The following is a 20,661-nucleotide window of genomic DNA, read 5'->3' on the forward strand; positions in this document are numbered from 1 at the left end:
ATTGTTCCTGATTGTCTTTTTAGTGATGATCATGGTCGTTGCATTAGTAAGTTGGGTATACTATTTTAGATATGAAAATTCAGCTGATAAAAGAATTCAAGCATTTTCAGATACAATGAAATATAAGGATAAAGATCAATTAACCACATTAGTTACCTCAAATCATCAATCATTGACAGATGATGAAGCGTCAGCATATTTTTCTTTAATTCAAACAATGGGTGGCTCGGATAGATATATGAAACAAATCAGATCTGCCATCCGCCATCTAGATCAGAGTGAAGCTACATCGCAAGATATCAACATTGATGGTGTGACAATTTTAACAATTAAAAAGAAAACGCAATTATATGGTTATATCAAAGAATTTCAATTTGAAATACCACAATTTCGTTTTATATTAGATGCTAAAGATAATGGTAAATTGACATATCAATTAAATGACAAAAAGCATGAAATACGTTTAGTGAAAGGTCATATAGTGAGTCTTGAAGCAGTACCATTAGGTGAATATAAATTAAAAGCAACTAAAAAAGTGGGTAATCGTACCTATGATGGCGAAATCATATTAAATTTAAAGCAGTACGGCACAATGGCTAAAGAAGATTTTAGTGAAAAGCGATTTAAAGTAACAACTAAAAATAGTTATATGTTTAAAAAAGTAGAGTTAGTATTAAACGATAAGCAAATGGGTAGAGTTAAAGATTACATCACATATGGACCGTATAGTGGAGAAGAAGATTTACTTGTATATGGATTAGGTTATATAGGGAATCAATCATTCAAATCCAATGAAGTGAATGTACCTTCAATTAATAGCGATGAAAGTCCAGTTAATGTTGTACTTAAATTTAATGAGTCGGAAGTCTTTAATCAGACTCGAAATAAAGATAACCATGGTATGACAAAAAATTAAATCATATTGATATAAAAGAGAAGGCGATAAGCACTTCTCTTTTTTTATTGATTTGATAACGATAGAAGGTTTTTGATAGATATTAAAATAAAATAATTTTAGCAAAAATATCTATAAAGGTATTTGGTCTATCTAAAAATATAACTAACTTTAATAAAGATTTTTATAAATATTTCAAAAATCCATAGAAAACAACATAAATATAATGTTATACTTTGCAAAGATTAAAAATAGAAATTGGGGGTAACATTATGAAATGTCCAAATTGTGGTCATCAAGTCGAACAAGATGACGTTTTTTGTGGAGAATGTGGTACTAAATTAGACCGTCAATCTAAAGCAGTCACAGCCGCTGAAAATGATATTCAAAAAGCAGACTCTAATACACAGTCTCATCATTCAACACAACCATCTAGTCACCACACGATCAATTCAACTAGCAATGCCTCACATGAACAATCACAATCTATGAACCAAGATGCTTCATTTAATTCTATGAATCAACATACTGGATCTACAGAAAGTAGTTCAAACTCAAACTTCAATCATAGTCAACAGCAACAAGCGTCAAACAATACTCATCAACAGCAATTCCAAAACCAGCAATATCAGCAACAACATCAACAATTCCAAAACCAGCAATATCAACAACAACCACATGGTTATCAAAAGCAACCTAACCAATTTAGTGAACAAGCTAAAGAGGTTACAGCTGAAAGTAAAGGGTTTTTCAAAAGTGCCTTTGTAGATCCAGACAGAGAAATTAAAAGTATACATACATTTAGTTTCAAATTATTAGGGTCACTTTTAGCAATTGGATTAATTTTAATAGCGATTATTTTATTCTTAGCTATTCCAGAAGAAGTATCTTTATTTACTTCAGAATCTAAAATTGTTTTTTCTATCATTTTTAGCTTAATTATTTTATTAGCTGCAATTGTAGGTGCAACGTTTGCTATTACTAGATTAGTTGTAGTCCAAGCGATACCATTTAAAAAAGTACTTTCAGATTTTGTATTTATTAACAGTGTAACAGTAGCGACATTATTACTATCAATTATTTTATTAATAATGGAAGCATATACGTTTGGTACAGTCGTTCTCATTTTATCTTTCGTTATACTTGTTACGTCAGGTGTTTATCTTATTGCTAAATATAGTGGTATTAATCACACTAGATTTTCTAGCTTTTACGGTATTATTATTTATTTAATTGTTATTTTCATTTTAATGAGAATATTTGGTGAAGTAACATTCTCAAGTATCTTAGAATCATTCAATGAAACAAAAGATTCATTATTTGACAGCTTATTTGGTGGGGGTAGTACGTTTTAATGAAATATTGTAGTAATTGCGGTAATCCTTTACGCCCAGACGTAAAGATATGTACAAATTGTGGTGCACCAGTTAATGGATCATCAAGTACATCACAATCAACTCAAAGTCAAGGAAATGCACAACGACAACAAGGTTATAATAATGCGAATACACATCAACAGTATGAACCACAACCTAAGAAAAGTAAGAAAAAGGTTATCTTAATTATTTTGATTATTGCAGTGGTATTGGCTATGTTAATTGCCATTTTTGCAATCTTGAAACATCAATTTTCACCTGAAAGTCAAGCGGACAATATCGCACATGCAGTGAAAAAAGATGATGCTAAAGGTCTAGCAAAACAAGTAACGTCAGATAATCATAAATTGAGTGAAGAAGAAGCAAGAGCATATTTAAATTACATTAAAGCTGAAGACGATTTAACTAACGTTGCCAATCAAATTAAAAATAATACTAAAGAAATCAAGCAAGGTAAGTATAAAAGTTTATCAGTCAATGCGAATGATAATAATGTCTTGAATATTGAGAAGAATGGTAAAAAATATTTATTCTTCGATAAGTATAACTTTAATATTCCGCAACAAACGGTATCCATTTATCCTAATGATAGTGGTGACATTACTTATACTTTTAATGGAGAGAAACACCATATTTCTGTTGAGAAAGAAGAAGAAAAAACGTTAGGCGCGTTCCCAATAGGCGACTATAATCTAAAAGCATCTAAGAAGATGGATGGCAAAACGTTTAATGGTGCGCTTGACATTAGTATGAGTGAAGATAAAGCTACTGCCAAGGAATCATTTAAACAAAAGCGTTTCACTGTGACAACTGAAGGCGGCTCAATGTTAGATGATATTAAAATCTATGTGAACGATAAAAATTCAGGAGATGAATCAAAAACGTATGGTCCATATGATCCTGATGAAGAGGTAATTGTTTATGCACAAGGTACATTAGATGGTCAGTCATTTAAATCAAGTTCAGTGAATGTCTCAAGTGCAAGTAATGAAGATGATGGCGTATCTGAAGTTACATTGAAATTTGATGAAGACGCGATTGATGACGCATATGATAAAAAAATGGATGAAGACGATGACAGTGACAGTAGCGACTCAGGTGAAGTGACAAGAAGTAATGTTATCGACAAAGTAGAATCATATGAAGGTCATAAATTAGATACAGATACGTATACGTATAAAGAACCTGAAAAAACGGATGACGGCAAATGGGGCTTCTCATTTGAAGATAAAGATGGAGACTTAGCCGGGTCATATACAGTTGACACAGATGATGGCTATGTAACAGAATATGATGAAGACGGCGAAAAAGTCGGTTCAGGTTACTAAGATTACCATGCTTTAAAGTTATCATTTTAATATTCTAGTTAAACAAAAGAAAGGGCCACTCTGATGAGTGGTCCTTTCTTAAATATATATAACATTATTTTGTAACTGGAACGATAAGTTGAGAATCATATTGTCCACCTGTATGAATATGATGAAGACCTTTGTTAACGCGTTCTTCATGTTCATAGCGTGTTTTCATACCAGGCGTACTATTACCTTTAACTACTTCACTACCTTTGACAACAACGACTAATGTTTCACCTTGTTTGAAACGTGTGCCAGATGGTAATAATTCGATTTCAACAGGAACAATGTCTCCTTTATTAAGTTTGAGCTCTTGTTCATGTTTATGCCAAGGTTGAGCGATAGTTGATTTGTCTTGGTCTAACTCACGATGAGATGCACGTAACCAACCTGTAGCTACTTGACCTTGTTCAATATGGTTGAAGTCTGGGAAGTGCACTTCGTTACCACGACGATCTAGTTTCTTAATACCTGCGAATAAGTCCATATCGTCTGCATCATCTGTACTTACCCAAAGTTTTAAGTTCATATTTCCTACTAATTCTGTGTCATGATCGAATGTATAGCTAAAGCGCACATCATCTTGTTCATTTTCAGAATCGTATTGAGTTGAACTTTCTTCATTGACAGCATTTTGATTTAAAGTTAAGTCTTTAGCATTTAGATATAAAGGTGTGTAGTTTGTATTTGGTAATGGGAATGCTGTTGCTGTTTTGAATTCACCTTTATAGAATTGATCCCTTACTTCATAAGTAACAGTTGGTGTTTCTTTCCAATCATTATCTTCTTCTTTAAGGTAATAATCGAAGAAGGCTTTTTGGCGTTCAAGGTTTTCTCGAGCATAATAGCTTTCCCATTCTTTACGACCATGGATATATAACCATTTGTCTTCTGAACTTGCTTGTTTAAAGCCTTCAAAAGAACCACGATTGTGTAAACCTTGTGTTGACCAACTTGCGCAAGCTAGTAATGGTGTTTTAATTTGATGCAACGGTGCTTGACGTTGTTTCCAATAATCATCGAATAATGGATGGTCTTTTTGAGCTTGAACTAAATCTTCAATATTTGGATTATCAGTCCATCTTGCAAAAATACCTTGAACCCAGAAACGGAAGAAACCTGTATCAGGAATACCGCCATGGAAGGCTACTTCACGATACATATCATTGAGTCCTTCCCAAGGAATCATAGCTTTTAAATGAGGAGGATTTAATGAAGCAACCCACCACTGAGTAACAGCTAGATAAGATACACCATTGGTACCCACATTACCATTACTCCATTCTTGTTTTGCAGCCCATTCGATGACTTCATAGTAGTCTTCAGCTTCACGTTTTGACCAAGGTGATAGAACACCATTTGATTTAGAACTACCTCTTAAAGCAAGTTTAACTACGACATAATCTTGAGGTACCCAGAATCCTGGATCTGGTGATTCTTCTGGTGTGAAACTAGAAGTTGGAATAGGACCTAATGTAGGCCATTGTGCGCCCATGTTAGTGATTTTAGGTTTATTATCTTTACCATAAGTGTCGGCTGACATGACAACAGGAAATTGACCTTCTTTATTCGGACGGAAAATATTGACGTATAATTTTTCGCCATCTTTCATTTCTACAGCCACATCTTTTTCCATAATCATTTCTTGATTACCAAATTGTACACTATCTACAACGATATGATTAAGACCTTCTTTAACATCGTTAACATCTGTGACAGTTAATTGAGGATTACCTAATAAATTTCTTGTCATTTGAATCACCCTTTTTGGTTTATTTTCTTTACACTTTTATCGTAAAGGGTTATGTGGTTAATTCCAATCATCAATGTAGATGATTTGTATGTTAACCAACAAACACCTTATAATTGTTGGAAAGAAAGCTATAAGGAAGTGACATAATGCCACAAGACCGACGTGTTAGAAAATCACAAGCAGCAATTAGACATGCTTTTATCGATTTACTCCATAAATATGACTTAGAACAAATCACGGTTCAGCAAATATCAGATTTGGCAGATGTGAATCGTAGTACTTTTTATACTCATTACATAGATAAATATGATTTATTAGAAAAGATGGAAGATGAACAAGTAGAAATAATAAGAACGTTTATTGAAGAGGGAGATGTATATAAAAATCAAACATTCTCTGCTGAAAGTATCCGCACGATTATGGAATTTTTAATAGGAAATATAGAAAAGAATATGGAATTTTATCAATTAATGTTTACGATGGGGAAAGATTCGAATTTACATGAAAAGTTATATGAATTAATCACAGGTCATTTAAATCATTTTAAAAATGAAAACAATAAAATAGATGATATACCGTTTTCTTATTTTATGAGTTATGTATCAGGTGCTGGATTATCATTTATCCGACATTGGGTCGAGGATCCCAATCGCATTGCTAAAGATGATTTGATACAGCATTTTTACGATATAGTTAACAATGGACCAGCTACGATAATTAGAAGAGGAGAATAAAAGCAAAAGGTTGGGACACAAACTTTATGTCTCAACCTTATTATATAAATTATGACTGTGGCATTGCGTTGTAATCTTGACCGTGTAACATCCATCTTACGCCGTATTTATCTGTAAATACGCCCATTTTACCGCCCCAGAATTGCTCTGATAATGGTAATTCAACGTCGATAGAATCATGGTCTTTAATTTTATCATAGAAAGCTTCGACTCTTTCTACATCAGCTTGATCATTAATATCAAAATCAATTAATAATGAAATGCCGTTATTGATAGGTTGGATTCGGCTGAATGAATCCGCGCCTAAGATTTTCACCCCAACAATTTCAAATTCAGAATGCATTGTTGCCTCTTTGGCTTGCTCTTTAGTCATACCAAAATGTTCAGCTTGATCTTCGCCAACCTCTAAACGTTTAATATTTGTAGCGCCAAAAACCTCTTCATAATATTTAAGTGCTTCTTTTGTATTTGGAAAAGCTAAATATGGTGATAATTGAGTCATAAAATACCCCTTGTTATTTTTATTTTATTGCTAACCACATCATACAATGTTTTATGTAAAAAGAATAGAATTATGTATGATTAGTTTATTAATAATGGAAATAAGACTTAGTTTTCAATTGTATCGTTTATATGGATATATTAGGAAACTAGAAATATACTTTTTATGTATCGTTTATTGTATAATATTCATAAATTATATTATGCATTAAAAGGGAGGGGTTTCTTTTGATTGAAGCGGGCGAAATTTTAAAGAAAATGAAGAACCAAAAAATCAATTATGACAAAGTTTTAAGGAAAATGATTCAACAATGGGAACAAAACGGGGAGCGACCTAAAATTTTATTACATAGTTGTTGTGCACCTTGTAGTACCTATACTTTAGAATTTTTAGCACAATATGCTGATATCGCGATATATTTTGCCAATCCCAATATTCACCCTAGGAGTGAATATTTAAGACGCGCTAAAGTTCAAGAAATGTTTGTCAATGATTTTAATGAACAGACAGGAGCTAATGTAAAATATATTGAAGCAGCTTATCAACCACATGAATTTATGAAAATGGCTAAATCAAGAGGACTTACTGAAGAAAAAGAAGGTGGTCTTCGATGTACAGCTTGTTTTGAAATGAGGCTTGAGATGGTTGCCGAAGCAGCTGTTAAATATGGTTATGATTACTTTGGTAGTGCAATCACGTTATCGCCAAAGAAGAATGCGCAATTAATTAATCAACTTGGTATGGATGTTCAACAAATTTATAATATTAAATATTTACCAAGTGATTTCAAGAAAAATAGGGGATATGAGCGTTCCATTGAAATGTGTAAAGATTATCATATTTTTAGACAGTGTTACTGTGGGTGTGTGTTTGCCGCAATGAAACAAGGGATTGACTTTAAAGAAATTAATAAAGAAGCCAATGAATTTTTAAAGCAATTTTAAAAATGACCCAGAGCGAAGATGTTATATCTTTTACTCTGGATCATCATATTAATTAAATCATTCTATGAATGAAACGTACGATAGCCATAATAGCTATGACGAGCATTGCTGCAAAAGAAAAGAATTTAAATCGTTTATTTTCTTTTTTAATTTCTTTGTCTTCATTTTGCATCATTTCTTGTAATTCACGTTCGATTTCTAAATCGAGATCTGTTTTTCGATAGCCATTTAGGCCTTTTCTTTCATCTTCATCATTTGAAGGATGTGATTTACTGTTTTCTGTTGTGTCTTGTTGTGTGGACTGATTCATTTCTTTATCTTTGATATCTTCTCGCATTGTATAATGCCTCCTATATTCATGACACATACTTTTAATGATTATACTTGATGTAAAGTCATTGATTCATCGTTAACTTGCTTTTTAATTATTTTACATCTAATCCGATGATATCGCTAATATGATGATAACCGTTTTGGTTTAAATATTGAACAATATCTTTATTTATTTTTTTAGTTAATCCTGGACCTTCCATAACTAATGAAGAGTATATTTGTAATAAAGAGGCTCCATTACGTAACATTTGGATAGCATCCTCAGCATTAAAGATGCCGCCTGTACCAATAATTAAGAGTTCTCCCTTAGTTTCTTGATAGGCTAATTTAACAAGTTTTAAATTACGTTCAAATAATGGACGTCCGCTTAACCCCCCATCTTCAACACGGTTAGCTGATTTTAAGCCATCACGTTTACGTGTCGTATTTGCAAGGATGACACCATCGAAGTGTGTCTGAATAGTTGGTAATAGAGATTTCAAACCTTCTTCATCCATATCAGAGGTCAATTTTAAGAAAATAGGTACATTGATTTCATTGCTTGCTTTAAACGTTTCTAACGCATTGCATAACATTGAAAATTCATCTTTATCGTGAAAATTTTGTAAGTTTTCAGTATTAGGTGAACTTATATTGACAGTGAAGAAATTAACATCATTTTTGAATGTATCAATGACTTTAATATAATCTTGATATCGCTCGTCATAAGAAGTCATTTTATTAACACCTACGTTTAGACCTATAGGTGTATGGTAAGCGTAGCGGCGCAAATGACTAAGTGCTTTGTTCATACCGATATTATTAAAGCCCATGCGATTAATTAAGGCATCATCTTCTAATAAGCGATACATACGAGGTTGTGGATTACCTGGTTGTGGTTTTGGTGTGATACCACCAAGTTCTAATGCGCCGAAACCAAGATTTTCTAAAGCTTTAGGTACTTCACAAGATTTATCATAACCAGCTGCAAGGCCGATTGGATTTTCAAATGTAATACCGTGAATATCTTGAGATAACATTGGATTTTGGTAATCGAATAATTTTTTCATAATCGGTAATACATAGGATTGCTTTTGTGCAATTTTTAATGCGTCGATAGTTAATCCGTGTGCTTTTTCAGGTTCAATTTTAAATAAAAGGGGTTTAATTAATTTATACATGTTAACGCTCCTAGTTCATTATATTTGAGGCTTACTATCCTCAACTTAATATATTTGAAACTTTTCCTTTTAATAGACTAGCATTTTCATTTGCAATTTCCTAGTTAAATTATAAAAATTAAAAAAATAGACGAACTTTTATAAAGTAGGACTACATATTGATACCGTCTTTAACGATTAAGCGATTGGAAATGAGGTAATATAAATAGTATTCAGTAATATAGGGAAGGTGACATCATGGCTATAGATTGGAAAGAACATTTACCGCTAGATTACATTAAAGAGATTACGCCAGTAAGTGGTGGAGATGTGAATGAAGCATTTAAAGTAACCACGCAGCAAGATGATACGTTCTTCTTATTAGTACAACGTAATCGAGATGAATCATTTTATGCTGCAGAAATAGCAGGACTAAATGAATTCGAAAATGCAGGTATTACTGCTCCTAAAGTCATTGCAAGTGGTGAGATAAATGGTGATGCTTATTTAATTTTAAGCTATCTTGAGGAAGGACCAACTGGCAGTCAAAAAGACTTGGGACAATTAGTTGCTAAAATGCATAGTCAACAACAAGAAGATGGTCAATTTGGATTCAGATTGCCACATGAAGGTGGCGATATTTCATTTGATAATTCATGGACGGACAATTGGAAAGACATTTTTATTTATCGCCGTATGGATCATATTCGAGATGAATTATTACGTAAACAACTATGGAATGAAGAAGATAATAAAGTATATGAACAGGTGAGAGCGGTGATGCTAGATGCATTAGACCAACACCAAAGTAAGCCATCGTTATTGCATGGTGACTTATGGGGTGGTAATTATATGTTTTTAACAGATGGTCGTCCAGCTTTATTTGATCCAGCACCGTTGTACGGTGATCGTGAATTTGATTTAGGTATTACAACCGTATTTGGTGGTTTTACTCAAGAATTTTATGATGAATATGAAAAGCATTACCCGTTGGCTAAGGGTGCGTATGAACGGTTAGAATTTTATAGATTATATTTATTGATGATACATTTATTAAAATTCGGTGGAATGTATGCGAGTAGTGTTAATCGTTCAATGGAAACAATATTAGGGTAAAGAAAAGCACGCGTTGAATTATTTTTCAACGCGTGCTTTTTTAATCAACTTATTGATGCCACATTTTTAATAATACTTCGGCAAAGCCTTCAGGTTTTTGTACATAACCTAAATGACCGCCAGGAATATCAAAGATTGGTAAACCGATTTGTTCATTAATATAGAAGTTAACATCTTGTGGAAATGATCCTTTAGAATCAGTACCATTTAGTAATGTGATTTGATCTTCATGCTTTTTAAAGTCCTCTAAAGTAATATCTGAATGTGTATATTGGCGAATTTCGTATTCAGACCAGAACATTACACGTTGATATTGTTCTTTTTGAGCTTCTTCTGTTTCTGCAGGCTGAGACATCATTTTAGCATCTATCGGTGCAATATTAAGTGTTTCAGCAAATGTTTTCATACCTTTTTCTAAACCTTCTGTAAGGATTTGGTTTACAATTTCATCATTTTTATCTTTCCAGTATTTACTATCTGGTAAGAATGTATTGATTGGTGGTTCGTGGAAAGCAATTTGTTTAACCACTTCAGGGTGTTCTTTGAGTACATGCATAGCAACGATTGAACCAGAACTTGAACCTAAAATATAGACAGGTTCATCACTAAGTGATTGTGCTAATTCTGCAATATCTTTTGCGTCACGTTTTACACGGTAATCATCGTCTGGATTTGCTGCTGATTCTGGTAGTGGTTCTGTTAACTCACTTTCACCATAGTCACGACGATCCACTGCAACTACAGTGAAGTGATCTTTTAACTGTTGTGCTAATGGCATAAAGATGTCGCCAGTCCCATTGGCACCTGGGATGAATATTAATACCGGACCTTGTCCAATTTGATGATAACGTAATTTAGCACCTTTTAATTCTATTGTATTCATATGAAATACCTCCATTGAGTTAAAGCATGATTTATAAATAATATTATTCTAAGCCAAGTAATTTAGCGCCATTTCTATAACTTACTTTCTCTTTTTCTTCATCAGTTAAACCAAGTTCATCTAAAAATACGCCTAAACGTTCTGGTTCGATATAAGGATAGTCTGCCGCATATAAAATTCGGTCAATTCCCATTTCTTTTTTAACTAAATCAAATTGTGGTTTAGTTAACATACCACTTGGTGTCATATAGAAATTATTTTTAAAGTAATAACTAACAGGGTGTTTTAAATGATCAGCAAATAAAGTTTCATCCATACGTTCTAAGAAGAATGGAATGAATTCACCCCAGTGTCCGATAATCATATTTAGATTAGGGTAACGATCAAAGATACCTGATAGTACCAAATGGATTGCATGAATACCAACATCGATGTGCCAGCCATAACCGAAACAAGCGAATGTAGCAGCAGTGATTTCTGGATAATTTCCTTTATAGTAAGATTGGTATACATCACTATTTACGGGTGCGGGATGTAAATAAATAGGTACATTTAATTCTTCAGCAGTTGCAAAAATACCGTCGAATTGATCTTGATCTAAGAAACCATCTTTTGTACGACCCATAATGAGTGCGCCTTTAAACCCTAACTCGTTGACACAACGTTTGAATTCTTCAACAGCCGCTTCAGGTTCGTTAATTGGTAATGTAGCAAATCCTACAAAACGATCTGGATTTTGTTTGATATAGTCAGCTAATTGATCATTAGCTTTTTTACATAAATCGATGGCTTTTTGACCTTCAAGATTTGAGGGTGCACCATTACCGTATGATAATACTTGCATTTGTACATTTTGTTCATCCATGAATTTAATTCGTTTATCATGATGAGAGATTTCATCAGCGTCAGTAAAACCTGATTTTTTCTCTAATCCTTCTAACATGACTTTCATGGGTACGCCATTAGGGTCAGCAGAAACTTGACTCATTGTTTCTTTTTGAATGTCATCTATCACATAATGTTCTTCGAAAGTAATACTTTTCATTTTAAATCCTCCATCATAGTGCGTTTTTATTTATATAGTGGGAATACTACTCATTAATTATTGGAAATTACCAAGGCATTTTGCCGTCACCATTAATGAACGTACCTGTTGGTCCATCAGCATCAATTGTTGCTAATTCTACAATAGGTTTGATGCCTTCAGTTGCTGGTTTAGAATTATTGCTAAAGTCACCAACTAAGTCTGTATTTGTAGAACCTGGATCTGCAGCATTGATTTGCATTTGAGGTAAACCTTTAGCGTATTGAACTGTTAGCATAGTGACAGCTGATTTAGAAGAACAATAAGCTAATGAATTAACATGAAATTCTTCTGACTCAGGATTTGTTACCATACCAAATGAACCTAAACCACTTGTTACATTAACAACGACAGGTTGTTCTGATTGTTCTAGTAATGGAATGAATGTGTTCATCATTCTTACAATACCGTATACGTTTGTTTGATAGACTTTATCCATGTCTTCAACAGTAATATCTGCAGGTTTTGCAAATTGTCCTGAGATACCAGCATTGTTAACAAGTACATCTAAGCGACCTTCTTGATCTTTAATGTAGTTGAAAGCATGTTGTACAGATGTCTCATCAGTAACGTCTAATTGTACACTTTGTGCACCAATTTCTTTAGCTGCTTCTTGTCCACGTGATTCATTTCTAGAACCAATGTAGACTTTATGTCCTTCGTTGATAAGTGCTTTGGCAGTTTCGAAGCCTAAGCCTTTATTGCCACCTGTAATTAATGTAATTTTAGTCATGATATTACTCCTCTTTATCAAAATATAGTTTGATTATATAATCTCTGATTGTTTCATTTGATAGTCCGCGTTCGTCTTTTTGTAATTCGAAAGATTTAGTAGATAATGATTTCAAGAACATATCTACTTTGAAAGTTGTCCATGTTGTACTTTTATTATTGCCAAGAATTTCACTATAAAACTTAAATAACTGTAAATAAATATCACTATGGTAAAAGTCATTTTTTTCTGTTGTTTCTTCAATACAGTGAAGTAAGTCACTGTTGGTGGTTTTGAAATCTAAAAAGATATCAAGCGACTTTGCCATGACTACTTTAGTATCGTGATGTTTTTCTTTCACTTCGTACATTTGGTTGATAATGTCAGTAAAGTCATGTTCGATAATCGTCGCACACAAGGCACTCTTATCATTAAAATGACGATACAAAGTTCCCATTCCAATATTTAATTCTTTTGCGATGCGATTCATACTCACTTGTTGAACACCATATTGGTTAAAGAGTTCAATCGCTTTATTCTCAATGCGCTGCCGGTTCTCGAGGGCGTCTCGTCGCAAATACATCACCTTCTTAAAATAAGTTTGTTGACAAACGGACAACTATCCGTTTATTATAAAGCCTATCATACAAAAAGACAAATAGAGTGATATAAGTGTCATTAAATAAAGAGCAAAGACAAATCACAGCTAAAGAACTACAAGAGCATTTTGACGAAACAACGTTAAGTTTAAAAAATATAGCAGACGAATTGAACATTTCAATCAATGATGTGTCACATGTATTACAAATGAAAGCGCCAAATAAATTATTTGGAAATCATTTGCAACAATTTATACATTTAGTTTGGGACGTTCGAGACCTAATGAATGAAAATATCTGGCATACGGGTAAATCACCAAAAGAATATACATATTTAAAAGGTGAAAAGGATGATTATTGGTTTTTACAACAGTAATGAAGGAGAGAATATCAATGAAAAGCATTTTAGTAATCGGTTCTACAGGTAAACAAGGTAATGCCGTAGTTAAGCAACTTTTATCAGATGGATGGCATGTACGTGCACTAACACGTAATAAGAATAATGAAAAGTTAACGTCTATTGATAGTGACAAACTTGAAATTGTAGAAGGTGACTTAAGCGATCAACAAAGTTTAGAACAAGCAATGCAAGGACAATACGGATTGTACAGTGTTCAACCTATTGTTAAAGATGATATTGCTGAAGAATTAAGACAAGGAAAAATGATTATTCAACTTGCTGAAAAGCAAAACATTGAATTTGTGGTTTATAGTACAGCTGGTGGTGTAAATAGAGATAGAAAAGGACCACACTTTGAAGCCTTAGCAGATATTGAAAATACACTTAAAGCGTCATCATTGAATTTTTCAATTATCAAACCTTCATTCTTTATGGATAACTTCCTTAGAATAGCTAAAAAAGAAAATCAACAAATTGTAATACCTGAATTTATTAGTCCAGATGTTAAATTTGCGATGATTTCTTCAATTGATATTGCTAGAATTGCTGCAAATTTATTTAAAGACCCTGAACAATATAATCATCAAGCGATTGAAATTGCTTCAGATGAGTTAACACTTAATGAAGTCGTTAAAACGTTTGCTACTGTTACTGGCATGCCAACAGAAATTAAAGGTAAATTTGTTAGTGGTACAGCCGAAAGAAGTTGGCTAGAAGAAAAAGGTTATGTTGTCGATTTTGATTTAATGAATCAAATTAATCCAGATAAACTATCATTAGCCCAATGGATTGAGAAAGTACAATTTTAGTAATGGTCTATGTTAATAAGGAGAGATAGTTATGATTCAGTCGATGTGGTTTAATTTACATGTTAAAGATTTAAAAAGAAGTGAGCAGTTTTACCAATCTTTAGGATTTGAAATTAATCATAATCCTGACATGCTTGACAAAATGGTAGGAATTAAAATAGGATCGACCATTGTCATCTTAATTGAAAATAAACATTTTGAAGCGGTCACTCAGGATAAAGTTCATGCAAATGCTAATGAAACGATTATTTCTCTAGGTGTAAAGACGAATGAAGAAGTTGATCAACTTGTTAAACAAGTTGAAGCGTCAGGCGGTCATATTTTAGAACAACCGACAGTTAAACAAGGCTATTATGGTGCTATGTTTGCTGATCCAGATGGACATAAATTTAACTTTTTAGTTTGTTAAATACAATAAGGCACTCAGTTTCCAAGTTTGGATGCTGAGTGCCTTTTAATTTGGATTTAAGATCAACTTAAATATTTCCATATTCTTTTCTCAAATCATAAACTTTTTCTGGTGTAACATCTTGGCCAAGTGGATCAACAACTTTCATAGTAGAAAATGTATGAAGTACTTGTCCTCGTATCATTTTTAAATAGTCTTGTCTGAGTGCTTGTTGTTCTTGTTTTTCTTCTACACTCAATGTTTGTACTTTTTCTTTATTTGCTAATTCGTTAATTCTGTCTAAAATTTGCATCATCGCAACCTCCAATTCATTTTTCCAACAAATATTTACTAAGCAACACTTGTTGTATAAACATAATATACTCGCATATGCATGATATAGCAATAGACATGCTCAATTCATATGTTGTCTATGCAACATATTGATCAGTTTGTTGTATAAATAAAAAATATGACCCTATGCATCATTATTTTATTAATGTACATAGGGTCATCATTTGTTTTAGATAATAAAATGTTGAAATCTTTATAGGTGCGCGATGTGATGAATTAAGAATGGAAGATTTTTGTCTATAAAGTTTTCAGCTGTATCATGACTTGTAGAAAGCCAATGATTACACAGACCACTCATACCTGCCGCAAGAAAACTAGCACTACTTACCAAGATGTCTCTATCAATATCTGAATAACTATTTTCTAACATGATAGAAAAGATATCCTCTAATTCGTTATTAATTCTCTTGTGCGCTTGTTCACAAAATACATCTTGGTTCATTTCACAAGATGCTTGTACTTGTTCCATATATTGAGTCATTGTGATGAATATATTTTTTAAGACGATTTCATTGATAATATTTGAAATGTTGAGTGTGTCATTTAAATCTTTAAGAATAGTGACATCTAAAGAATAATCGAGTATGTCGTATTTATCTGTGAAATGTGCATAGAACGTAGCTCTATTAACAGTTGCTTCATCAGTAATATTCTTGACTGTTAATTGGCTTAACTTCTTTTCTTTTGATACTTTTTGAAATGCGTCAACAAGTAGTTGTTTTGTTCGTGTGACACGGGGATCAATTTTGTCAGTCAATTATGTTTGCACCTACCTAACAAATGTTGTTTATCTTAATATAAATTATCTTGCTAAATGTCATATATGTCAAAAATAGTGTCTATGAACTAATTTAATAGTGATTGTAAATTTAAATTATGGGTAAATATAGTTTTATAGAAAGTGAATTTACTTTCAAACAAAGTTTGTAATCTTTTTAGGGGAGAAACTGTTAAAGAAACAGAACGGGGAGACGGATATGGCAGATAAACTGCAACGTGAATTAAGCAATAGACACATACAATTAATTGCTATTGGTGGTGCTATTGGTACAGGATTGTTTTTAGGCGCAGGTGAATCAATTCATCTGGCAGGACCATCGATATTGTTGACTTATATTATAGTAGGTTTTGTATTATTTATGTTTATGAGAGCAATGGGGGAAATGTTGTTATCTAACCTTGGATTCAAATCATTTGCAGATATCGCTCATAAACATATAGGGCCATTAGCAGGCTTTGTGGTTGGATGGACTTATTGGTTAACGTGGATTATTTCAGGAATGGCAGAAATTACGGCAGTTGCTAAATACATAGAATATTGGTATCCAGCAATGCCTAATTGGTTAACAGCTTTATTTACATTGTTAGTATTAATGACACTCAATTTATTTAGTGCAAAGTTATTTGGAGAATTAGAATTTTGGTTTGCGATTATAAAGGTATTAACAATACTAGCTTTAATAATTGTAGGTATTATTATGATTGTCTTTGCAATGAAGACACCTTATGGCACTGCTAGCGTATCTCAAATATGGAGTCATGGTGGTATATTCCCGCATGGTGCTTCAGGATTTTTCATGTCCTTCCAAATGGCCATTTTTTCATTTATAGGAATTGAATTAATTGGTATTACTGCAGGAGAAACTAAAAATCCTCATAAAACGATACCTCAAGCGATTAATAATGTACCATATCGCATTTTGATATTTTACATTGGATCACTTGCAGTCATTATGGCGGCGGTGCCATGGAATCAATTAAATCCTTCAGATAGTCCTTATGTGAAATTGTTTGGTTTAATTGGTATTCCATTTGCAGCAGGTTTAATCAACTTTGTAGTATTAACAGCTGCGGCATCTGCGTGTAACAGTGGTGTGTTTGCGAATAGTAGAACGATGTTTGGTTTATCTCAACGTAAACAAGCACCACCTATTCTTGGTAAAACTAATCGCAATGGCGTTCCATATTATGCGATATTAGTGACATGTGCACTATTAAGTATTTCTGTGATACTAAATGCCATCTTTAAAGATGCGACTCAAGTGTTTGTATATATTACGACAGTATCAACAGTTTTAAATATAGTGATTTGGTCAATCATCATGATTGCTTATTTAGGATATTTAAAACATAATCCAGAACTTCATAAAGCGAGTCAATATAAAATGCCAGGTGGCAAATGGATGGCATATGCTATTGTACTATTCTTTATATTTATCTTTGTGGTATTACTGATTAATCCAAGTACGAGACTTGCAGTAATCATTGCACCATTCTGGATGGGGATTTTAGGATTAATGTATTTAAGATATAAAAAAGAATCTAGAAAAGCAGAGATTCCAGATGAATAAATGAATGTGCATCGCCAACAAGAAAGCTTTGTTGGCGGTGCTTTTTAAATAGCAGTCGTGTTAAAAGAAAATTTGTAAAATTAATGACTTTACAAATATATTTATCTGAAAATTCTAATAATGTGATATACTATTCTCCATAGTCTTAATTGGCCCAACTTTACACAACAAATGATTGCATCAACGAATTACCAACACACCTTAGATTTCATCATGTGTATAGTTAGTTCAATTAAGGCTATTTATTTATGTTTGATTTATCGTATTTAGATATTGGAGGCGCTAGAAATGACAACATTGAGTAAAATTGGACCGAAAGAATTTATTTTTAGAGTGCTATCTGGTGTAGCAGTTGGTATTGTCGCAGGATTAGTACCCAATGCGATATTAGGGGAGATATTTAAATATTTAATGCAGTTTCATCCCATTTTTAAAACATTACTAGGTGTTGTTCAAGCAATTCAATTTACGGTTCCGGCACTTGTTGGTGCTTTGATAGCATTGAAATTTAATCTGACACCTTTAGCGATGGCAGTAGTTGCAAGTGCTTCGTATGTTGGTAGTGGTGCTGCACAATTTAAAAATGGCACATGGGTTATAGCTGGAATTGGGGATTTAATTAATACAATGATTACAGCATCGATTGCCGTATTATTGATTTTATTAATAGAACATCGCGTAGGAAGTATGGCTTTAATTGTATATCCAACTATTGTAGGTGGTATTTCAGCGACTATAGGTGTGTTGATACTTCCATACGTACATATGATTACTACTGGTATTGGTAATATGATCAATAGTTTTACAGAGTTACAACCTGTTTTAATGAGTATGCTTATTTCGATGGTATTTAGCTTTATTATCATATCGCCACTATCAACTGTTGCCATTGCGATTGCAATTGGTATTTCCGGTATTGCAGCTGGTTCAGCTTCAATCGGTATAGCAGCTACAGAAGCGGTGTTGTTAATTGGTACGAGCCAAGTTAATAGAGCAGGTGTACCAATCTCAATCTTCTTTGGTGGAGTTAAAATGATGATGCCTAATATGGTTCGCTATCCTATTATCATGATGCCTATATTGATTACAGCTGCAGTTTCAGGCATTGCATCCGGCATTGTCGGTATCGCAGGTACAAAAGAATCTGCAGGATTTGGTTTTATAGGAATGGTAGGACCAATTAATGCATTTAAATTTATGGGTATTGACTCAGCTTGGTTGAGTTTATTATTGATTATCATCGCATTCTTCATTGTGCCTTTCTTCGTTGCATGGATTTTAGATATTCTTCTAAGAAAGGTCTTTAAAATATATACGAACGATATTTTTAAATTTTTAGCGTAAAGCTAAATAGAATATAGACGTCTTACATATAAGTGAGGCGTCTATATTTTATTATGCTATACTTTATTAAAATCGCTATCTATAAAGGGTGGGTAAGATGAATAAAAAGATAGAACAATTAAAACTAAAAGCGGCAAGTTTAACACGACAAACACATGATTTAGGTATACCGGTCATGATCGTGTTTGAAGGTGTACCTGCCTCAGGTAAGACGCGCTTGTCCAATGAACTATTACTTACGTTTGATGCGAAATACACACAATTTATATCAACAAAAACACCGGATGCCGAAGACTTAAGATATCAATTTTTACAAAAATATTGGAATACACTGCCTCAAAAAGGAAATATCAATATCTATTTTAGAAGTTGGTATTCTCACTTTTTGGATTATAAACAAAATAATATTAAGCAAGATTATTATAAAAACGATGATAAACTCGTGAATCAAATCAAACATTTTGAAGAGATGCTTCAGAATGATAGTTATGAGCTAATTAAATTCTATATTGAAGTCAGTGAAGAAAAACGACAAGAGCATATTCAACAAACCAAAGATAATCCATTAATGAGTTGGAAAGTACAAGAGTATGAACAAATCATACCTAAAGATATCTATTTGAAAGAAATGAGAAAGTTCACGCATTCTGATAAACAATGGGAAGTTATTGACTATACACAACGAGAAGTTGCATTTGAAAAGATGTATAAACATATTATAGAAAGATTAGAACAAGCTATCCAAAAATCAAATCAATCAAAAGGTAATAAAGACGGGGCATTTACTAAAGATTTTTCAACTACTAAATTTGATGTAACATTAGATGAAGTATCTAAAAAAGAATATAAAGAACTGATAGAACCTTTACAAAAACGGATGAGGGAAATTCAATTTGCATTATATGAACGAAAAATTCCGCTTATCTTAACATTTGAAGGCATGGATGCAGCGGGTAAAGGTGGTAATATCAAACGTATTCGTGAGAAATTAGATCCAACCGGTTATGAAGTGAATGGTATAAGTGCGCCGACAGACGTTGAACTGGCACATCACTACCTTTGGCGTTTTGCGAAAGAAATGCCAAAAAGCGGGCACATTGAAATATTTGATCGTAGTTGGTATGGCAGAGTGTTAGTAGAAAGAGTAGAAGGATTTGCAAATAAAGATGAGTGGGAACGTGCTTATGAGGAAATCAATCATTTTGAAAAAATGTGGACAGATGAAGGAGCAATATTATTAAAATTCTTCTTATGTTTAGACAAAGAAGAACAACTTAAACGATTTAAAGATAGAGAACAAGATATAAATAAGCAATGGAAAATTACAGATGAAGATTGGCGCAATCGTGAAAAATGGGACTTATACTTAGAAGCAAGTCACGATATGATAGAAAAAACAGATACAATACATGCACCTTGGCTTATAGTTCCAGCCGATCATAAAAAGACAGCAAGGATTGAAGTTTTAAAATATATCATTAGACAGTGTGAGAAGGTATTATGGGGTGTCAAAGATTATTAGCATCTTGAATATATCTTAAATAGTAAAAATTAAAGGTGGTTATATATCAAATTATTGTCAAAAATTTGAAT

General features: G+C 32.9%; 22 protein-coding genes. 12 read left to right on the forward strand and 10 right to left on the reverse strand.

Translation table 11 applies throughout. The features are described from left to right. Nucleotides 1–31 precede the first annotated feature (31 nt). The 3 genes from EL082_RS01350 to EL082_RS01360 all read left to right on the forward strand — a co-directional run bounded on the left by EL082_RS01350 (nt 32) and on the right by EL082_RS01360 (nt 3,599). A complete protein-coding gene (locus EL082_RS01350; RefSeq protein WP_019236092.1) occupies nt 32–916 on the forward strand; it encodes a TcaA second domain-containing protein in 885 nt (294 codons plus the stop codon). Between the two features lie 251 nt (nt 917–1,167). Then, on the forward strand, nt 1,168–2,250 hold the full coding sequence (locus tag EL082_RS01355; RefSeq protein ID WP_002467239.1) for a zinc ribbon domain-containing protein: 1,083 nt from the start codon (nt 1,168–1,170) through the stop codon (nt 2,248–2,250). After that, entirely contained in the window at nt 2,250–3,599 is a 1,350-nt protein-coding gene (locus EL082_RS01360; RefSeq protein ID WP_002467250.1) for a zinc ribbon domain-containing protein, read from the forward strand. The genes EL082_RS01355 and EL082_RS01360 overlap by 1 nt, the downstream gene beginning before the upstream one ends. Nucleotides 3,600–3,693: 94 nt before the next feature. Here EL082_RS01360 and EL082_RS01365 read toward each other — a convergent pair whose 3' ends face one another. Then, on the reverse strand, nt 3,694–5,376 hold the full coding sequence (locus tag EL082_RS01365; RefSeq protein ID WP_002467245.1) for a CocE/NonD family hydrolase: 1,683 nt from the start codon (nt 5,374–5,376) through the stop codon (nt 3,694–3,696). 146 nt (nt 5,377–5,522) lie between these two features. Here EL082_RS01365 and EL082_RS01370 point away from each other — a divergent pair, with 146 nt between their 5' ends. Then, complete coding sequence (locus EL082_RS01370; RefSeq protein ID WP_002467244.1) at nt 5,523–6,110, forward strand: TetR/AcrR family transcriptional regulator; 588 nt, start codon at nt 5,523–5,525, stop codon at nt 6,108–6,110. Nucleotides 6,111–6,159: 49 nt separating this feature from the next. Here EL082_RS01370 and EL082_RS01375 read toward each other — a convergent pair whose 3' ends face one another. Next, nucleotides 6,160–6,612, reverse strand: a complete 453-nt coding sequence (locus EL082_RS01375; protein WP_002467249.1) for a VOC family protein — start codon at nt 6,610–6,612, stop codon at nt 6,160–6,162. 257 nt (nt 6,613–6,869) lie between these two features. On the opposite strand from EL082_RS01375, the gene EL082_RS01380 reads away from it, so the two are divergent. Then, nucleotides 6,870–7,556, forward strand: a complete 687-nt coding sequence (locus EL082_RS01380) for an epoxyqueuosine reductase QueH (RefSeq protein ID WP_370657654.1) — start codon at nt 6,870–6,872, stop codon at nt 7,554–7,556. A gap of 52 nt (nt 7,557–7,608) precedes the next feature. On the opposite strand, the gene EL082_RS01385 is transcribed toward EL082_RS01380, so the two are convergent. Both EL082_RS01385 and EL082_RS01390 read right to left on the reverse strand, forming a co-directional pair. Next, a complete protein-coding gene (locus tag EL082_RS01385; protein WP_002467247.1) occupies nt 7,609–7,893 on the reverse strand; it encodes a hypothetical protein in 285 nt (94 codons plus the stop codon). 88 nt (nt 7,894–7,981) lie between these two features. After that, nucleotides 7,982–9,049: a quinone-dependent dihydroorotate dehydrogenase gene (locus EL082_RS01390; RefSeq protein WP_015364670.1), complete on the reverse strand. Its 1,068-nt coding sequence runs from the start codon at nt 9,047–9,049 to the stop codon at nt 7,982–7,984. 237 nt (nt 9,050–9,286) lie between these two features. Here EL082_RS01390 and EL082_RS01395 point away from each other — a divergent pair, with 237 nt between their 5' ends. Continuing rightward, entirely contained in the window at nt 9,287–10,144 is an 858-nt protein-coding gene (locus EL082_RS01395) for a fructosamine kinase family protein (protein WP_002467251.1), read from the forward strand. 49 nt (nt 10,145–10,193) lie between these two features. Here the strand turns inward: EL082_RS01395 and EL082_RS01400 are convergent, their stop codons facing one another. From EL082_RS01400 to EL082_RS01415, 4 genes are all read right to left on the reverse strand, one after another. Next, nucleotides 10,194–11,027, reverse strand: coding sequence for an alpha/beta fold hydrolase (locus EL082_RS01400; protein ID WP_002467242.1), 834 nt, complete (start codon nt 11,025–11,027; stop codon nt 10,194–10,196). A gap of 43 nt (nt 11,028–11,070) precedes the next feature. After that, nucleotides 11,071–12,072, reverse strand: coding sequence for an amidohydrolase family protein (locus tag EL082_RS01405; RefSeq protein WP_015364671.1), 1,002 nt, complete (start codon nt 12,070–12,072; stop codon nt 11,071–11,073). Nucleotides 12,073–12,139: 67 nt separating this feature from the next. Further along, nucleotides 12,140–12,844, reverse strand: coding sequence for an SDR family NAD(P)-dependent oxidoreductase (locus EL082_RS01410; RefSeq protein ID WP_002467059.1), 705 nt, complete (start codon nt 12,842–12,844; stop codon nt 12,140–12,142). A 4-nt stretch (nt 12,845–12,848) separates the two neighbouring features. Continuing rightward, nucleotides 12,849–13,400, reverse strand: a complete 552-nt coding sequence (locus EL082_RS01415; protein ID WP_103286203.1) for a TetR/AcrR family transcriptional regulator — start codon at nt 13,398–13,400, stop codon at nt 12,849–12,851. Nucleotides 13,401–13,495: 95 nt separating this feature from the next. Between EL082_RS01415 and EL082_RS01420 the strand changes: the two genes are divergently transcribed. The 3 genes from EL082_RS01420 to EL082_RS01430 are packed head-to-tail and all read left to right on the forward strand — an operon-like array spanning nt 13,496 to nt 15,040. After that, nucleotides 13,496–13,798, forward strand: coding sequence for a DUF2316 family protein (locus tag EL082_RS01420; protein WP_002467052.1), 303 nt, complete (start codon nt 13,496–13,498; stop codon nt 13,796–13,798). A gap of 17 nt (nt 13,799–13,815) precedes the next feature. Beyond that, complete coding sequence (locus EL082_RS01425) at nt 13,816–14,631, forward strand: NmrA/HSCARG family protein (protein WP_002467054.1); 816 nt, start codon at nt 13,816–13,818, stop codon at nt 14,629–14,631. Nucleotides 14,632–14,662: 31 nt separating this feature from the next. Next, nucleotides 14,663–15,040: a VOC family protein gene (locus tag EL082_RS01430; RefSeq protein WP_015364672.1), complete on the forward strand. Its 378-nt coding sequence runs from the start codon at nt 14,663–14,665 to the stop codon at nt 15,038–15,040. A 67-nt stretch (nt 15,041–15,107) separates the two neighbouring features. Here EL082_RS01430 and EL082_RS01435 read toward each other — a convergent pair whose 3' ends face one another. Next, on the reverse strand, nt 15,108–15,332 hold the full coding sequence (locus EL082_RS01435) for a DUF896 domain-containing protein (RefSeq protein WP_002467048.1): 225 nt from the start codon (nt 15,330–15,332) through the stop codon (nt 15,108–15,110). 234 nt (nt 15,333–15,566) lie between these two features. After that, a complete protein-coding gene (locus tag EL082_RS01440) occupies nt 15,567–16,130 on the reverse strand; it encodes a TetR/AcrR family transcriptional regulator (RefSeq protein ID WP_002467060.1) in 564 nt (187 codons plus the stop codon). Between the two features lie 220 nt (nt 16,131–16,350). On the opposite strand from EL082_RS01440, the gene EL082_RS01445 reads away from it, so the two are divergent. The 3 genes from EL082_RS01445 to EL082_RS01455 all read left to right on the forward strand — a co-directional run bounded on the left by EL082_RS01445 (nt 16,351) and on the right by EL082_RS01455 (nt 20,590). After that, nucleotides 16,351–17,724: an amino acid permease gene (locus EL082_RS01445; RefSeq protein WP_002450156.1), complete on the forward strand. Its 1,374-nt coding sequence runs from the start codon at nt 16,351–16,353 to the stop codon at nt 17,722–17,724. A 288-nt stretch (nt 17,725–18,012) separates the two neighbouring features. Next, nucleotides 18,013–19,068 (forward strand): PTS sugar transporter subunit IIC, encoded by a 1,056-nt coding sequence (locus EL082_RS01450; RefSeq protein WP_002467050.1) that lies wholly within the window; start codon nt 18,013–18,015, stop codon nt 19,066–19,068. A 97-nt stretch (nt 19,069–19,165) separates the two neighbouring features. Then, complete coding sequence (locus EL082_RS01455; RefSeq protein WP_002467058.1) at nt 19,166–20,590, forward strand: polyphosphate--AMP phosphotransferase; 1,425 nt, start codon at nt 19,166–19,168, stop codon at nt 20,588–20,590. Nucleotides 20,591–20,661 lie beyond the last annotated feature (71 nt).

The organism is Staphylococcus warneri, from assembly GCF_900636385.1.
GTDB classification, from domain to species: domain Bacteria; phylum Bacillota; class Bacilli; order Staphylococcales; family Staphylococcaceae; genus Staphylococcus; species Staphylococcus warneri.

Bases quoted from the DNA above. Each gene is read 5' to 3' on its own strand.
- EL082_RS01350 (WP_019236092.1), top strand. From the start codon at position 32: ATGGTCGTTGCATTAGTAAGTTGGGTATACTATTTTAGATATGAAAAT.
- EL082_RS01355 (WP_002467239.1), top strand. From the start codon at position 1,168: ATGAAATGTCCAAATTGTGGTCATCAAGTCGAACAAGATGACGTTTTT.
- EL082_RS01360 (WP_002467250.1), top strand. From the start codon at position 2,250: ATGAAATATTGTAGTAATTGCGGTAATCCTTTACGCCCAGACGTAAAG.
- EL082_RS01365 (WP_002467245.1), bottom strand. From the start codon at position 5,376: ATGACAAGAAATTTATTAGGTAATCCTCAATTAACTGTCACAGATGTT.
- EL082_RS01370 (WP_002467244.1), top strand. From the start codon at position 5,523: ATGCCACAAGACCGACGTGTTAGAAAATCACAAGCAGCAATTAGACAT.
- EL082_RS01375 (WP_002467249.1), bottom strand. From the start codon at position 6,612: ATGACTCAATTATCACCATATTTAGCTTTTCCAAATACAAAAGAAGCA.
- EL082_RS01380 (WP_370657654.1), top strand. From the start codon at position 6,870: ATGAAGAACCAAAAAATCAATTATGACAAAGTTTTAAGGAAAATGATT.
- EL082_RS01385 (WP_002467247.1), bottom strand. From the start codon at position 7,893: ATGCGAGAAGATATCAAAGATAAAGAAATGAATCAGTCCACACAACAA.
- EL082_RS01390 (WP_015364670.1), bottom strand. From the start codon at position 9,049: ATGTATAAATTAATTAAACCCCTTTTATTTAAAATTGAACCTGAAAAA.
- EL082_RS01395 (WP_002467251.1), top strand. From the start codon at position 9,287: ATGGCTATAGATTGGAAAGAACATTTACCGCTAGATTACATTAAAGAG.
- EL082_RS01400 (WP_002467242.1), bottom strand. From the start codon at position 11,027: ATGAATACAATAGAATTAAAAGGTGCTAAATTACGTTATCATCAAATT.
- EL082_RS01405 (WP_015364671.1), bottom strand. From the start codon at position 12,072: ATGAAAAGTATTACTTTCGAAGAACATTATGTGATAGATGACATTCAA.
- EL082_RS01410 (WP_002467059.1), bottom strand. From the start codon at position 12,844: ATGACTAAAATTACATTAATTACAGGTGGCAATAAAGGCTTAGGCTTC.
- EL082_RS01425 (WP_002467054.1), top strand. From the start codon at position 13,816: ATGAAAAGCATTTTAGTAATCGGTTCTACAGGTAAACAAGGTAATGCC.
- EL082_RS01430 (WP_015364672.1), top strand. From the start codon at position 14,663: ATGATTCAGTCGATGTGGTTTAATTTACATGTTAAAGATTTAAAAAGA.
- EL082_RS01435 (WP_002467048.1), bottom strand. From the start codon at position 15,332: ATGCAAATTTTAGACAGAATTAACGAATTAGCAAATAAAGAAAAAGTA.
- EL082_RS01445 (WP_002450156.1), top strand. From the start codon at position 16,351: ATGGCAGATAAACTGCAACGTGAATTAAGCAATAGACACATACAATTA.
- EL082_RS01450 (WP_002467050.1), top strand. From the start codon at position 18,013: ATGACAACATTGAGTAAAATTGGACCGAAAGAATTTATTTTTAGAGTG.
- EL082_RS01455 (WP_002467058.1), top strand. From the start codon at position 19,166: ATGAATAAAAAGATAGAACAATTAAAACTAAAAGCGGCAAGTTTAACA.